Raw genomic sequence first — 15708 nt, 5'->3', positions numbered from 1 at the left:
TACCATCAGGTTACGATGAACAGTATGATGCAAACAGCATGGGGCCTGCTACTGTGCAGATACAATAACACCGATGATGCAGTGTTCGGCGCGGTTGTGTCGGGTCGTCCAGCGGAGATCGATGCCGTCGAGAATATGGTGGGTCTGTTCATCAATACCCTGCCGGTACGGTTAAGCATGAATGCAGACGTAGATACGTTCATTGAGACGGTCCAATGGTTACAGCAACGAGCCCTTGATTCGGAGAAATACGATTACCTTTCATTAGCCGAGGTTCAATCGCAATCGGAACATAAACAAAACTTGATTGATCACCTTTTTGTTTTTCAAAATTATCCAGATACTTATGAAGTTAACGAGCATATTGAGGAACAAACTTTTAAGATCACTAATATTTGTAGTTTTGAGCATACCAACTATTCGCTAAGTGTGATGATGTACGTGCAGGAGTCCCAACTTGGCATCAAAATCAACTTCAATGCGTTAGAACATGATAGAGCTATCATTAAACAAATGCTTAGCCATTTTGAAACCATTCTAGAGCAAGTAGAAGCAAGAATTGATATACCACTGAACGAGATAGAGTTAGTTGGGCCTGATGAGAAGGTTTACCTGCTAGAGACACTTAACGATACGAAAGCAGATTACCAGAAAGGCAAAACAATTCATGCGCTGTTTGAAGAACAGGCAACAGCTCGACCTAAAGCGGTAGCTGTGGTAGATGGCAAGCGGCAATTAACATATGAAGAACTAAATACAATGGCGAATCGGCTTGCGAACTACTTGCAAAGTCATGGCGTTAAGCAGGAAACCCTGGTCGGAATCTGCATGGATCGCTCGGTTGATCTACTTGTTGGGATTATGGGTATCTTGAAGGCAGGAGGCGCGTATGTGCCACTAGACCCTTCGTATCCGCAACAACGCCTACATTATATGGTAAAGGATGCAGGGATTGAGCTTCTGGTGACTCAGAGTACAGTCAGCGACTGGGTGCCGGATAATATATCATGTATCTACTTGGATGGAGCTAAAGATACTAAGATACTGTTGCAGGAGAGTGATCAGAATATACCAATTGTCACGAAGCCTCAAAACATGGCTTATCTAATTTATACTTCAGGTTCTACTGGTAATCCAAAAGGAGTTATGGTTGAACACCACACACTAGTTAACATGGTGCTTTGGCATCAGGAATATTATGAAGTCACGGAACATGACCGTGCAATGCAGATAGCAAGCATTGCGTTTGATGCTGCAGTAGCAGAAATATGGCCCTATCTGAGTAGTGGCGCTGGTTTGTATCTGTGCAATGAGCGTGTGAAAACTGATCCTCATGCGTTGCAGAGTTGGATTGTTGAGCAACAAATTACGATCGGTTTTATGCCTACACCGATGGCTGAAATAATGATGCATCTGCACTGGCCAGCACATACATCGCTACGGTGTTTGTTAACAGCGGGGGATTTGTTGAGACAGTCACCGCCAGATTCATTACCGTTTGCCTTGGTCAACAACTACGGTCCTACTGAGTGTACAGTCGTAGCCACAGCAGGATTGATTTCTCCTTTGCAGAAGGGATTGCCGCCAATAGGAAGACCAATAGCCAATGCGAGATTATATATTTTGGATCCACACCGCCAACCTGTGCCAGAAGGTTTTACCGGAGAATTGTATGTTGGTGGAGCCGGAGTAGCCCGTGGTTACTTAAATCGCCCAGAGTTGACCGAAGAAAGATTCCTTCCAGACCCTTTCAACAACGATCCTGAAGCTAGAATGTACCGCACGGGCGATTTGGTGAGATATTTGTCTGACGGCAACCTATTATACGTAGGAAGGATGGACGATCAGGTCAAAATTAGAGGGTTCCGGATTGAACTTGGAGAGATTGAAGTGATACTAAGCCAGCATCCGACTTTGCAGCAGGTAGCGGTTCTCTTGCAAGAAGACAAGCTGGGACAGAAAAATCTTGCGGCGTATGTTGTAGGAGAAGGCAGTGTGCAGGAATGGCAGGAATACTTGAGAGAACGTTTGCCAAGTCATATGGTCCCAACACATTTTATTCAGATGAACAGCATGCCATTAACACCTAATGGAAAGATCGATCGTAATTCTCTTTCTCATATTGACAATATGCCACAGGTACAAGCGAGCTATATTGCTCCTCGTAGCGCCACGGAGATAAAACTTGTGCAAATTATTTCGAATGTGCTAGGAATAAAGGAAAGTTCGATTGGTGTCCAAGATTCCTTTTTTGCATTAGGTGGCCACTCTCTCAATATATTAACATTGTTAACAAAGACATATGTATTAAAATGGGATTTAAATATTAGTGATTTTTACACATACAATACAATAGGAGAACTAGCGGGGAAAATCGATGGGAAAATTAAGAGCAAGAGCGAAAAAAGGAAAAGTCATGATGAGTTGAAGCACATTCGTAGTACACCACAGATACCGAAGGACATTAGTATGGAGAAAGTTTCATACAAAAATGTTCTGCTTCTAGGAGCCACAGGATTTCTCGGAATTCATCTGCTTTATGAAGTTCTTGTAAAAACACAAGCAGATGTTCACTGCATTGTCAGAGGTAATAACTTATCTAATGCTCAGAATAGATTATATGAGAAATTAATGTATTATTTCGGTGATTCTCATGCAGATCAATTTCCTGACTGGATGAAGAGAATTTATGTATATCCAGGTGACATAACAAAGTCTAACTTTGGGCTCGAATCCGAAGAATATCTAAGATTAGGTGAGGTTGTAGATGTTGTAGTAAATGCTGCGGCAATAGTCAAACATTATGGTTATTATGAAGAGTTTGAAAAGACTAATGTGCAAGGAGTACAACATACAATCGACTTTTGTTTAACTTATCAAATTTCGTTGCATCATATGTCTACAATTAGTGTTGCAGGTAAATATGTCGAAGATGAACAAGAACATCTGTTTACTGAGAGCGATTTATTTATTGGTCAAAACTATGATGACAATTTTTATATTCGCAGCAAGTTCGAAGCAGAAAGACTCATTTTTGAAACTAAAGGTTTACGTTTCACTATACACAGGTTAGGTAATTTAACTGGAAGGATATCAGATGGAACCTTTCAAAAGAATATTGAAGAAAATATGTTTTACCTTCAACTGAAAACTTTCATTGATGTACAAATGATATTTCCTGAAATACTAGGGTTTATGGTAGAGTTCACACCTATTGATTTTTGTTCAAGTGTAGTCGTAGATATTATGCAATCTACAGATGCTATTGGGAAAGTATTTCACATAATTAATCATCGTCATGTGTCATTTGGGCGAATTTACGAAGCTCTTCAAAAGTTAGGATTCAATTTTTTACAGTTGAGTTTGGAAGAGGCGAATGATTATCTGAAATCATTATTGAACGATGAATCTAGAAGTGAGATATTTAGTGGCTGGATGACACAATTGGCTAGTGGCGATGCAAACACGGGTGCATCAAATGTGATAATTGATTCTGCGTTCACAGTCCATTATTTAAAGCAACTTGGTATTCAATATCCGAATCTAGGTGGAGAGTACTTGGCTAAATTGCTCAAACATATGATGGACGTTCATTTTATTCCTACCAATTTAAAGAACGATTAAATAATATCATTTTTAGGAAGAAGATACTGTAAAAGTATTGCATGCTGTGAATTGAAAAATGGAATAAATGAATTATGGGCAGGAGGATGTTCTAAATGAAAGATCGTATTTTACAAGATAAACAAAAGGTAACCCTAAATAATGATGTATTGATGCCTCTACTTGGAATAGGTGTATATCAAATAAATGAAGATGAAGATTTAGAAAACACTATTCATAAGGCGCTAGAGGAAGGGTATCGCAATATTGATACAGCAATGATTTATGAGAATGAAGTTGGGGTTGGTAAAGCAATAAAATCAAGTGGTGTCCCCAGGGAAGAGATATTTATTACGACTAAGGTGTGGAATGCAGATCATGGTTTTGATTCGACATTAAAGGCATTTGAATTGAGCCGCCGAAAAATAAATGTTGATGTCATTGATTTGTATCTTATTCATTGGCCTGGCAAAGATAAATATATCGAAACTTGGCGAGCATTAGAGAAATTATATAGGGAGGGTTTCGTTAGGGCTATAGGTGTTTGTAATTTTCAAATTCATCATCTGCAAACTCTTATTTCTGCTAGTGAGATTGTTCCTGCAGTTAACCAGGTGGAATGCCACCCTCTATTGTCACAGCAAGAACTACGACAATGGTGCATAGAACAAGGCATTCAAATGATGGCGTACAGTCCAATGATGAGAGGTAGACTAAGAAACTGGCCTTTATTTGAAGAATTGAGTAAAACGTACGGAAAAACAATGGCACAAATCGTGTTACGTTGGCACATTCAAAACGGTGTTGCAGTCATTCCTAAATCAGTAACACCTTCACGAATTCGTGAAAATGCACAAATTTTCAATTTTGAATTGAGTACTAAAGATATGGATCGTATCAGCCAATTAAATCTAGATTTACGTATTGGACTTGATCCTGATCAATTTCTATTTTAAAACAAACCCATCTAAAATTCCTTATATCTATGATATGAGAGCCCGTTCCCCGGAACAATATTCTTCCTTGGGAAAATGGAGAATTGTCCTTTTCAAACGTCAGAGGAATTACTGATAAAATGTTGCATCCAAAATTTACGGGTTTTATAGAGTTTATCCTGAAGTAGGTTAGAAATAAGAGGACAGCCTACTTCATATCTTAGTATTGGAGCGAATATTCTATGCATACAATTAAGCTTTTTTGTATTCCTTACGCTGGAGGCTCAGCAACAATTTATAGTAATTGGAAGAGGAAGCTACAAAAGAATATAGAATTAATCCTTTTGGAACCGGCTGGTCGGGGGAGAAGATCCGGGGAACCTTTGTATAATGATCTGAATGAGGCTGTCGACGATCTATATCGGGAAGTTGCTAGTGTAATGGAAAAGGATGAAAATTATATTCTGTTTGGCCATAGCATGGGGAGTCTACTTGCCTTTGAATTGTATTACAAGCTTATAAAGGAGGGGTTCCGAGAGCCGATTCATCTGTACGTTTCCGGAGGGAAAGCTCCACATCTGGAAAGGGATATAATATATCATGATAAGCCGCTGGAACAGTTTAAAAAGCGTATTATGGATTATGATGGTGTACAATCCGCTTTGTTATTTCAGAGTGAAGAACTCCTTCATTTTTTTCTTCCGGTTCTTAGATCTGATTTTAAGATTGTTGAGACTTATCATTATACTACCAAAACAAATAAAATTGGTTGCGACATGACAGCACTAACAGGCATCGCAGATTCTAGTTTGACTTTGAATGACGTAGCTGAATGGATAAGACATGCTGGGGAAAATTTTTACATTAAACAATACGAAGGGGGGCACTTCTTTATTAACGATTACAAAGAGCAAATCATTGAAATGATCCACGAAATGGTCCAGGGGATGCAGTCAGCTGAAACATACAATTAAAGAGTTGTTTTTGTTCGAAGAGATAAGTGGAGTAATTTTTGAAAAGCTCAAGTAAAGTAAAGAAACAAATTGTCTTGTTCTCCGTTTAAGAAATCTTTTAATAAATTACTTATCCCTTAACTGTTTTTTTGTTTAAATTTGATAGGCCTTTGATTTTTGAAACTGTTGGCATGAGTTCGGTAGTATACCGTGCTCATGCTTTTTTTTTAATTTTACTTCATACGTTTGTGAAGGATAATAACTGAGTAATTTGCAAGTTTTCGTACAGACTCAACTATACTCTTGTTTTATTAAGCTAAGGGAGGATGGATTCATAAGAGAATTTCTGCAGTTCCTTTATGCTTGACATATTCCAGAAGAGCTCATACTCGTCGTAAAACTTTAAAGATCGATGAGAGAGTCTCATTAGACGTGCCATATAACATCTGCAGTCAGATATGAAAAGCTCTAGCAAGAAGACAATAAAAAAATTCAATATATCCACCATCATTAGCTTTCAATGTATTATAATGGTATAATTTTCTTTAATTCGTGTTTGAATACATAATAAGCAAGAGGGTGTTGAATTGTGAAATATAGAACAAAATTTGGATTTTCTATATTGAGAAACCTACCTAATAATTCTGTTAATATGGAATTAAATGGATTTAAGAGGAGGGATATTACTCAGAAAATTCGTCTTGAGGAGAGCACAGTATTAGCTATAACGGAATTCATTCACCAAAATCAGCTTTGTATGCCATCTTTGCTAACAACGGTATGGGCTGTTCTAAAATCTCATTATCTCGCTAATAATGAGGTGTCCGTATTATACTCATCTATACCTAAAATAAAAAAAAATGTATTAATTCAGTGTGACCCTCTTCTCATACAAATTCAGAATGAAGATAATTTCTATGATTTGGTTCATAAAGTGAAGACACAAATGGATCACGGAAAAAGAGAAGGCTCCAAAATAGAAACATCCACGCAAGTCGAAGTGTCTCCTATGTCTTCGACTGTGTCAAGTGAATGTTCCATTTCTGAGATAGTAAAAATCCAGTGGAGCCCGATTGCCAATAGTTCTTCATGCGAAAAGAACCAGCCATTGATCACAATTTTGCACGAATATCGACCTGGAGAACTCGAATATACGGTTCAGTATGATAAGAGGTATTTAGACAAGATCCCAATGTATACGATTGCAGAACAATTCCTAGTATTGCTGAAAGGTATATTGTCCCGTCTAGAGAAACCGGCACTGTCGCATCCGTTTCTTACTACCAGTGAAGAAAAACAATTTATACGATGGAATGACACGGACAGTGTGTATTCAAAGAGTAAAACCGTTCATCAATTCGTTGAGGAACAGGTCGTTAGAACACCGGAAGCGGTTGCCATTGAGTTTCGTGAGAAGAAGCTGAGCTACTTAGAATTAAATCGTCGAGCAAACCAGATTGCCCGAATAATAAAGGATGTATACAGAACTAATGGGCAGTTTGAGCAGCTACACACCATGCCTATAACAATTGTTATGGATCGAAGCGAAAATGTGATTCCAGTCATGTTGGGGGTGATGAAGACAGGAGCGGCTTATCTCCCGGTTGATCCAGCCTATCCCAAAGAGCGCATCAGGTTCATTTTAGAAGATGCAAAAACGAAAGTAATTCTAACAACCCGGCAATTGGCTACCATGTTGGAGCCAATTGTTCGTCAAAGTGGTTTGGAGGAACCACAGCTTATTTGTATCGACGAGTGTCTGACGCAGTATGGCGGATCAGATGAAAATTTGAATGTAGAAGTCGAGCCAAGCGATCTGGCATATATCATCTATACGTCCGGTTCTACTGGAAAACCTAAAGGTGCGCTCATAGAACACGCCGGACTTGTTGCGTTAATACCCTATATAGTTGACAAGTTCGATCTAACTCCAAATACAAGGGTGATGCAGTTCGCCTCCATTAGCTTCGACGCTTCGGTATATGAGTGGATCGGAACACTATCAATTGGCGGAACGCTAGTTGTTCTTTCGGAAGAAGACTTGCCCCCTTATGAAGATATCTCTAACATAATAGAGCGAAAAAATATCCATGTTGCCATGTTGCCACCATCTATAATAAAAACGATGACAAAACGTGATTTGCCGGGCCTGCGCACAATCGTGTCAGCTGGAGAAGCTTGTACGCCTGATCTTGTAATGGATTGGGGTGGGGGGGATCGGTTATTCCTAAATGCTTATGGCCCGACAGAAGTGACAATTATTTGTTCTGTTGCAATATGCAAACCGGGAAAAAATATTACAATCGGACGACCGGTTTCGAACAAACGTCTGTATGTCCTGAACCCTTATGGAAATCCGGTTCCAATCGGTGTTCCCGGCGAGTTATGGGTCGGTGGTGTAGGGCTGGCTAGAGGTTACTTGAATCGTGAAGAGTTGACTAAGGAACGATTCGTCCATAAAGAGATTATGGTGGGAGAAGGTTATACCAGGCGAATCGAGAGACTATACAAAACTGGAGATATCGTCAAGTGGACGTCAGACGGGGAATTAATATTTCTAGGCCGTAATGACGATCAAGTTAAGATTAGAGGTTACCGTATTGAGCTTGGAGAGATCGAGAATCAGATTCGAAACCATCCAGGAATCATACAATGCATGGTTAAGGCATGGTACGATGGGCATTATCAAAAGTTAGCGGCTTATTACACGTCCTCCATGGAGTTGGAAGAATCCACATTAATTCAGCACTTGACTACCGTACTACCATCTTTTATGATGCCTTCTTACTTTTTCAGACTTGAAGTGTTTCCTTTGAATGTAAACGGTAAAATAGATCGTTCTGCACTTCCGCATCCGATTGGTATGGAGAATCATGCCTTTGAAGAAATGGCGATAGCGGGAGAGGCTGAAATGGAGAAACAGCTACTGGATGTTTGGCGGCAATTGCTTAAGCGGCAAAACATAGGCGTTCACGACCACTTTTATGCTGTTGGCGGAGATTCTATTCTTGCTATTCAGTCAGTGTCTATGGCTAGGGATAGGGGCATAGTCTTCACTCCTAGACAATTGGCGGACAATCCGAGCGTAAAGGAGCTAGCTTCCATAGCAGTTTGGCAGGACGATAATGAGCCAAAGGTGAAAGAATTCGATTGGGAGGGTGAATTCGGGCTGACGCCGATTCAGAACTGGTTTTTTGAGCAACGGTTTCAAGAGCCAAATTATTTTAATCAGTCTCATATGCTGGTTCTTAACCATTGTGATTCTACGAGGCTGGAGTCTGCTCTTAACCGCTTGATCCAAATTCATCCTGAGCTATCATTACAATTTGTAAGTAGTGGAAATACGTACATACAACGTTACCGAACGGACGTTAGCGCGGTGGTTGCCTCGTATACGATTCGAGAGACAGAGGACCCCGATCCAGAAATTACTGCAATCTGTTCAAAATGGAACGAGGAGCTGAATTACGAGTCGGGAACAATGCTTATTGCTGGAGTGATCGATGGACACCTTGATGGAAAAATTCGTCTCTTTCTTTCAGTTCATCATTTAGTCATTGATGGAGTTTCTTGGCGCATTTTGCTCCAGGATCTGTATCAGTTATATCACGGCTCAGAACCGAAGCCGGTTCAGAGCCCTTTCAAGCAGTGGCAGGATGCGATTACGGATTATGTTTCCAAAGAAGGAACTGCTCGTCATGTACCTTACTGGGTTGATGTACTGAAGCGGGCAGAAGCATTTCAATTACCGGTAGATCATTGTACAGATGATAGAAACTGCACTGAAACTGCGGAGATTATTACAACGTTGCAGACAAGTGATACGCAGCGATTGATACATCAGTGCGCTCATGCTTATCATACCCAAATTAACGATTTATTGCTTACGGCTTGGTCGCTCATGTTGTCTGACTGGTCAGGACAGGAACTGGTCGCCTTTAGACTGGAGGGGCACGGACGGGAGCACTGCGTATCTGACATGGACTTAACTAGAACGATTGGCTGGTTTACGTCGATGTTTCCCGTCTGCATTCAAGTGCCATCTGAGAGATCTTTAGGAAAAACGATTAAATCAGTCAAGGAACAATTGCGCAGCATTCCTGATCATGGAGTTTCATACGGAGTTCTACGGTACTGCGATTCATCTGAGCATGTTCGGGCCTCTTTAACAGCTTCTGATCCGCAAGCCCTTTTCAACTATCTAGGTCAGTTTGATTTCACAGAAATGAAAGGGGAAGCGGAAAGTGAGTGGCTAAACTTTACAAGCGATACAGCACAGGATAATAGTTCATCTAAAAACCACGGAACTAGCCTTTTGGAGCTCAATTGCTCTATCGTTCAAGGTAGGCTGCATCTATTTATGAAATACTCTAAACGTCATTACGAGGAAGCAACGATTGCTAGATTAATTGAAAGTTTTATCTCAAATTTGCTTTCAGTCATTGAGGATTGTGAAGGCAAAGAAGTCCAAGAGTTTACGCCAAGTGATTTTCCGCTTGCTTCTCTCAAACAGCATTCGCTAGACATGATTGTAAACAGATACCATTCGAAATACGGCTTATATCAGGTACTACCGTTAAGTCCCATGCAGAAAGGTCTTTTGTTCCATTATTTAGATCACGTTTCCTCTGATCAATATGTAGTGCAGATGAGTTGGAAATACAATGGCAGACTCGATGTCGGGCGATATCAGGAAGCTTGGCAGAGAGTCATTACCGAAAATGATAGCTTACGGACGTGCTTTGTTTGGGAAGGATTGGATGAACCAGTACAGTGCGTCATTAAGAAGCCAAATCTGAATTGGATAGTAGAGGATATCTGCTCGCAAACCTTGGATTTACAAGAGTACCTGGGACGGTGGATGACACTAGACCGAGAACGCCGCTTTGATCTGAGACAGCCTGCATATCGTCTTGCACTTATTCAGTACGGTCCGGAAGAATGGACGGTTGTTTGGAGCTACCATCATATTTTGCTCGACGGGTGGAGCCTGCCGCTACTGCTTAATCGGGTTCATGATGTTTATGATAGTAGTATTAAAGCCGTATCACCTAAACGCAATACATCTCTCTCATTCGAACTTTACATTCGCTGGTTGATTTCGAAGAATCGAACAGAAGCTGAGGGGTTCTGGAAAACCTATCTGGCTAACGTTATTGAGCCGACCCCACTTCCTATGGACATTAGCCGTAAGAGCTTCGAAGTGCACCAACCCATTCGAAAACAACAGATCGAGACATTGCAGCTAGATTTGGATTTTACTAGACGTATAGCAACGTTTGTGCGACAAACACAAATATCGCTCAATACGTTGATACAGTTCGCTTGGGGAAAAGTACTGCAAGTTCTCAATGATGCAGATGTTACTGTATTTGGGATGGTTGTATCCGGAAGAGGATCCGACCTTCCCAAAACGGATCTGATTACTGGTTTAATGATTAATACACTTCCGTTGATAATGCGGTGGAATACTGACCAATCCGTGACGAGTTATTTAAAAGACCTTCATTACACGATTCAAAAGCTGAACGATTATTGTTATGTCAGTCTGACCGAATTGAAAAGCTGGAGCTCTGTTCAAAGTCCTTCGTTATTTCAAAGCATTGTCGCTTTTGAAAATTATGTGAACGACTACCGCCAGCCGACATGTGGACTTAACATGAGCGCAATGGAGGAACGTGAGAAAACGAATTATCCGATAACGATCACTATTGTAGCTGATCAAGAGCAAATTACAATCAAGCTTATGTACGATGCTGAACGGTTCGAGAAAGAAACAATTAGCAGATTGACAGCACATCTCCACCGTGCATTGCATGTTGCGTTGGAGCAACCCGATTGTGCTGTCCGTGACATTGATCTAATATCCCAAGACGATTACGAACGAATCATCTACGATTGGAATCGTACGTTTACAGAATATCCAAGGGAAAGTTCAATAGTCGAGCTGTTTGAGGAACAGGTACAACTTTTATCTAGCCAACCAGCAGTGATCACATACGGTAAGATTCTAACTTATGAAACACTGAGTCGTTTGTCGGCGTATGTCGCAGGCTTGCTTGAGAAGGAGGGGCTAGTCAATGGTAAGTTTGTTGGTGTATATATGCCACGTTCGCTCGAATTTATCGTTTCAATTCTCGGCATTTTGAAATCGGGATGCGCCTATGTACCGATCGATCCTGATTTCCCGCCACAACGTACGCTCGATTTGATCGAGGATGCCGAACTGGATACGATCATCACGTTGCCAAGGGAGGCGGATAGCTTAACGGAGGCTGTACAAGGTAAACGCTTAAAGTTGATTATTGCTGATGATTTCGAAGGTATGCCTTCTATGGAGCAGAAGGAAAGAGGCTCCAAGCCTGCGGTAGCTAGTGATCTTGCCTACCTGATGTATACGTCAGGTTCAACAGGGAGGCCGAAGGGGGTTATGATTGAACATCGGAATATTGTTCGCTTAGTTAAGAATACGAACTACTTTACGTTTTCCCAGGATATAAGAATACTGTATACCGGTTCACCTGTATTTGACGCTTCTACGTTTGAAATATGGGGTGCGCTGTTGAATGGTGGCCGTTTGTTTGTCGTTTCCAAGGATGAACTTATGAATCTCACCTTGTTAAAGCAACAGATGCAAGCTTGGGATATTAACACGTTATGGCTTAGCGCCGCTCTATGCAATCACTGGATCGAGGAGAACATAACAATGTTCTCGGGGCTCCGTTCGTTAATTGTAGGCGGTGAGGTGCTATCAACGAAGTTGATCAATCGGCTCCATCTCGCGTATCCGTCACTAAAAATCCTGAATGCGTATGGTCCAACGGAGAACACCACCTTTTCGACAAGTTTTCTGATCGATCGTCCATTTTTGCGTAATATCCCTATCGGTAAACCGATTAGTAATACGACCTGCTATATTTTAAATGCAAGGAGAGGCGTTCTGCCCGTCGATGCTGTTGGAGAAATTTATGTAGGAGGGGACGGAGTCGCAAGGGGATATTGGAAGCGGGATAAACTGACGCGTGAGGCATTTATTCCTAATCCTTTTGCCTCTGCTGAGGATCGTGACAAAGGAAGGAATTTGATGTTGTATCGGACCGGTGATCGCGGAAGATGGTTGACGGACGGCAATATCGAGTATATCGGACGGAGCGATGGCCAGTTGAAGCTTCGAGGCATCCGGATCGAGCTAGGGGAAATTGAGCAACGTCTTAGCAACTTTCCTGAAGTAAAACAAAGTCTAGTTCTCGCCCGAGAAGTTCACGGAGAAATGCGCGTAATTGCTTATTATACATCGAACAAAGAAGAGCAAGCAGAGCTGGAAGAGAGACTTTCAGACTATATGGCAAAGTACCTTCCATCGTATATGCTACCTTTTCGGTATATTTTGTTAGAGTCGTTTCCATTGACGGTGAACGGAAAAGTTGATAAGAAGATTCTCCCAATTCCGCAAGTGAAACAAACTAAAGAAGATTTCGAATCAGGCACTTTGACGGAATTGGAAAAACAAATTGAACAGATTTGGTGTCACGTGCTGAAGATCGATTATATCCGCAAAGATGAAGATTTTCATGCACTTGGAGGTCACTCGCTCCATGCGCTACGTATGGTCAGCATGCTCCAAAAGGTTGGGTATTCGGTTACGGTCAACCAAATCTTACGGGAGCAGACGATAGAACGGCTGGCAAGCTCCTTGAACGAAACGATTCTGGATTTGCCGCAACTTTTGGCCATCCCTTCGGCTAAAGATATAACTTTATCGGGCCGGGATACTTACCCCCATAACGGATTTCCACTATCGGCTGTGCAAAGACGTTTTTTTAAACGAAATTTAAAAAACCGAAATATGTTCAATGTCCCTTACCTAAGCGTTCTCAAGAAGTCTACTACTATCCATGAGTTGAACAGAGCGTTACAGCTCTTAATAAAACGACATCCGGCGTTGAGGTTGACTTTTGCTCAGCTCGATAATGGAGAGTGGTATCAATACGAGCGGGAGCTTAATATGTTGCAGGTTACTTATGTTGATTTACGGAAGCAGGCGACTCCCCATGACACTTTTATCTCTGAATACTGCTCCAATCTTCAGCAAGGGTTTAACATTGAAACTGGCCCCTTATGGAAAGTTGTATTATTTGATAATTACTTCGATAGCAAACAGGTATTGTTACTCTTATTCCATCATTCAATTTTTGACGGGATGTCGATGAATATCATTTTGGATGATTTAAAACAAATTCTCATATTGAACTTGAGAGAAGATGATGCACAGATCGATAAAATAGGAAGCAGTTACCGCGATTGGTGTGAGGCTCTTACAAGATATGCATCCAATGGTATTGATTCTAAGACGGAAACCTATTGGAGGAGTGTTGTTGAAGGGGGCAAATCACTAGAGACCGACCGGGATGCAGAGGAATGGCCAAGTCATAGACATATGGAAACGATTACGTTTAATTTGCTGGAAGACACTTTGCAAGTAAAGAAATTAAAGGCATTTGCAGCTACTAAACAAATGAGCCCTCTTGGAGTCATATTGGCGGTATTGTCCCAAACTTGTTTCGATTTAAAAAAACAATCAGACCTACTGTTGCATTTGATGTCCTACCAAAGAGAATCTTTTTTGCCGAATATTGTGATTGAACGCACGATTGGATTTTTTGCCGGTGCGTATCCAGTACGAATTAACATCGGGAAGCAGGATCTTGCAGACAATACTGAGGCATTGTTGGATCATATCAAAACAATGATGCAAAGGATTCCTAATGAAGGTATGGACTATTTTGCTTTGAGGTATATCGTTCCGGAGATTCAGCCGGAGGCAGAGCCGTTTACAGATGGAAGTCGAATGCTGTTCCATTATCAATCGGAGGAAACAGGTTGGAAAGCCGACGACTTCTACGAGCCACTGGCCATTCCTTACGGAAATACCAGCGCGCCGGACAACCCTTCTGCGTATTGGTTAAATATGACGGCCATCTTAAAACACGACAGGTTGAGCTTAACCTGTTATTACAGCACTCTGCACTACGAAAAAGAAACGGTAGTCAGACTGGTGAACCTGTTTGCCATATATTTACGCGAATGCATAGAGGGTAACGCATATAAGACGATAAAAGAAGGGAACTTCAGTTATGAAAATTTATGAATTTTGTCCGTTTTTTAACGAAAACCGGGTTGCAGATATCAAGTTGAAAGAAGGGAGAAGCTGGATAGACGAGCTTCACGTAATAGAGGCCAACAAGACATTCAGCTATGCAGACAAGCCGCGTAATTTTAATCCAGTTCATCTCGGTCCAAAGGTGATTTATCATTCGCTTCATGCCGATAACGTGTTTCACAAGCCGGGGCGGCACCAATTGTATTTTAACCAAGAGACTTGCCAAGCAAACAACTTTGATCGTTGGTATTGGCGTTTGCTTAGCTACAACAGTGCATTCCATAACGAAGCATACCAGAGAAACCAGTGTTCTGAAATCTTGCGAGAGCAGGTAGAGGATGACGATGTGGTTATATTGGCTGATTTTGATGAAATCATCGATAGTCGGATGGCAGATCGAATTGTCTCGGAGGTGAAAAGACGTCAGGTTATTACCGTCAAAATGCACTACTCCGTGTTTTTTCTCAATCTATTTTGCCGTTCTAATCATGGCGCTCCTGATTGGAGCTATCGCGTTTATGCTATGACAGGACGTTTTTTCAGAAGCATGCCTTTCTCGGGAGATTATCTAAGGAAGAAGGGGATTTCGGAAGGGCTTTATCAGGACATCTACTGTATAGAAGAACCAGCAGGGTTTCATCATTCATGGCTTGACTATCGCCAAACTGCACTCCCCAAGCTTCAAGCATTTTCGGCTAATGTCAAGGACAAAAGCATCGTGAGCGAAGACTACATCAATCAGTGTCTAAATGATAAAAAGCTGTACTATCTTGATACAGAGTTGTATTTGGATAACGAAAAATCGTTTTTACCCGCTCTGCAAGAACTCCAAACAGGTGATCTTTTTTATGAGGGTCGTGATTGATCAACGGCTCTATGTCCTTGGCCCCTACTGACTGTTTATGAATTCGCAATCGGAGCGGGTTTATGCGTTGGACTTTGCAGGGAATGTAGTGGAAGGGAAGCTGATACTGAGCGTGACATACGATAAGCAGGAGTACGAGGAAAGCACGATGCAAGGACTGCTGGACAACTACAGGAAGCAGTTACTTTCAAT

Annotated in this window: 5 protein-coding genes; all 5 read left to right on the top strand. The window is 41.3% G+C overall.

All coding sequences use genetic code 11. The features are described 5' to 3' along the window. Positions 1 to 15: 15 nt before the first annotated feature. The 5 genes from FS818_RS28115 to FS818_RS28095 all read left to right on the top strand — a co-directional run bounded on the left by FS818_RS28115 (position 16) and on the right by FS818_RS28095 (position 15516). Complete coding sequence (locus tag FS818_RS28115) at positions 16 to 3624, top strand: non-ribosomal peptide synthetase family protein (RefSeq protein ID WP_260989988.1); 3609 nt, start codon at positions 16 to 18, stop codon at positions 3622 to 3624. A gap of 95 nt (positions 3625 to 3719) precedes the next feature. After that, positions 3720 to 4559, top strand: a complete 840-nt coding sequence (locus FS818_RS28110; protein WP_145336697.1) for an aldo/keto reductase — start codon at positions 3720 to 3722, stop codon at positions 4557 to 4559. Positions 4560 to 4780: 221 nt separating this feature from the next. Beyond that, complete coding sequence (locus FS818_RS28105; protein ID WP_145336695.1) at positions 4781 to 5512, top strand: thioesterase II family protein; 732 nt, start codon at positions 4781 to 4783, stop codon at positions 5510 to 5512. A gap of 1171 nt (positions 5513 to 6683) precedes the next feature. Further along, positions 6684 to 14639 carry a non-ribosomal peptide synthetase gene (locus FS818_RS28100; protein WP_260984875.1) on the top strand — a complete coding sequence of 2652 codons (7956 nt, stop codon included), beginning with the start codon at positions 6684 to 6686 and terminating at the stop codon, positions 14637 to 14639. Continuing rightward, complete coding sequence (locus FS818_RS28095; RefSeq protein ID WP_145336691.1) at positions 14626 to 15516, top strand: glycosyltransferase family 17 protein; 891 nt, start codon at positions 14626 to 14628, stop codon at positions 15514 to 15516. Before FS818_RS28100 ends, FS818_RS28095 begins: the two co-directional genes overlap by 14 nt. The last annotated feature ends 192 nt before the right edge of the window (positions 15517 to 15708 follow it).

Source organism: Paenibacillus xylanexedens (assembly GCF_007680605.1).
GTDB classification, from domain to species: Bacteria; Bacillota; Bacilli; order Paenibacillales; family Paenibacillaceae; genus Paenibacillus; species Paenibacillus xylanexedens_B.
Note: the sequence above shows the minus strand (reverse complement) of the source record. Positions and strands in the feature narration are given on the sequence as shown.

Coding starts and splice junctions, on each gene's coding strand:
- FS818_RS28115 (WP_260989988.1), top strand. CDS start 16: ATGAACAGTATGATGCAAACAGCATGGGGCCTGCTACTGTGCAGATAC.
- FS818_RS28110 (WP_145336697.1), top strand. CDS start 3,720: ATGAAAGATCGTATTTTACAAGATAAACAAAAGGTAACCCTAAATAAT.
- FS818_RS28105 (WP_145336695.1), top strand. CDS start 4,781: ATGCATACAATTAAGCTTTTTTGTATTCCTTACGCTGGAGGCTCAGCA.
- FS818_RS28100 (WP_260984875.1), top strand. CDS start 6,684: ATGTATACGATTGCAGAACAATTCCTAGTATTGCTGAAAGGTATATTG.
- FS818_RS28095 (WP_145336691.1), top strand. CDS start 14,626: ATGAAAATTTATGAATTTTGTCCGTTTTTTAACGAAAACCGGGTTGCA.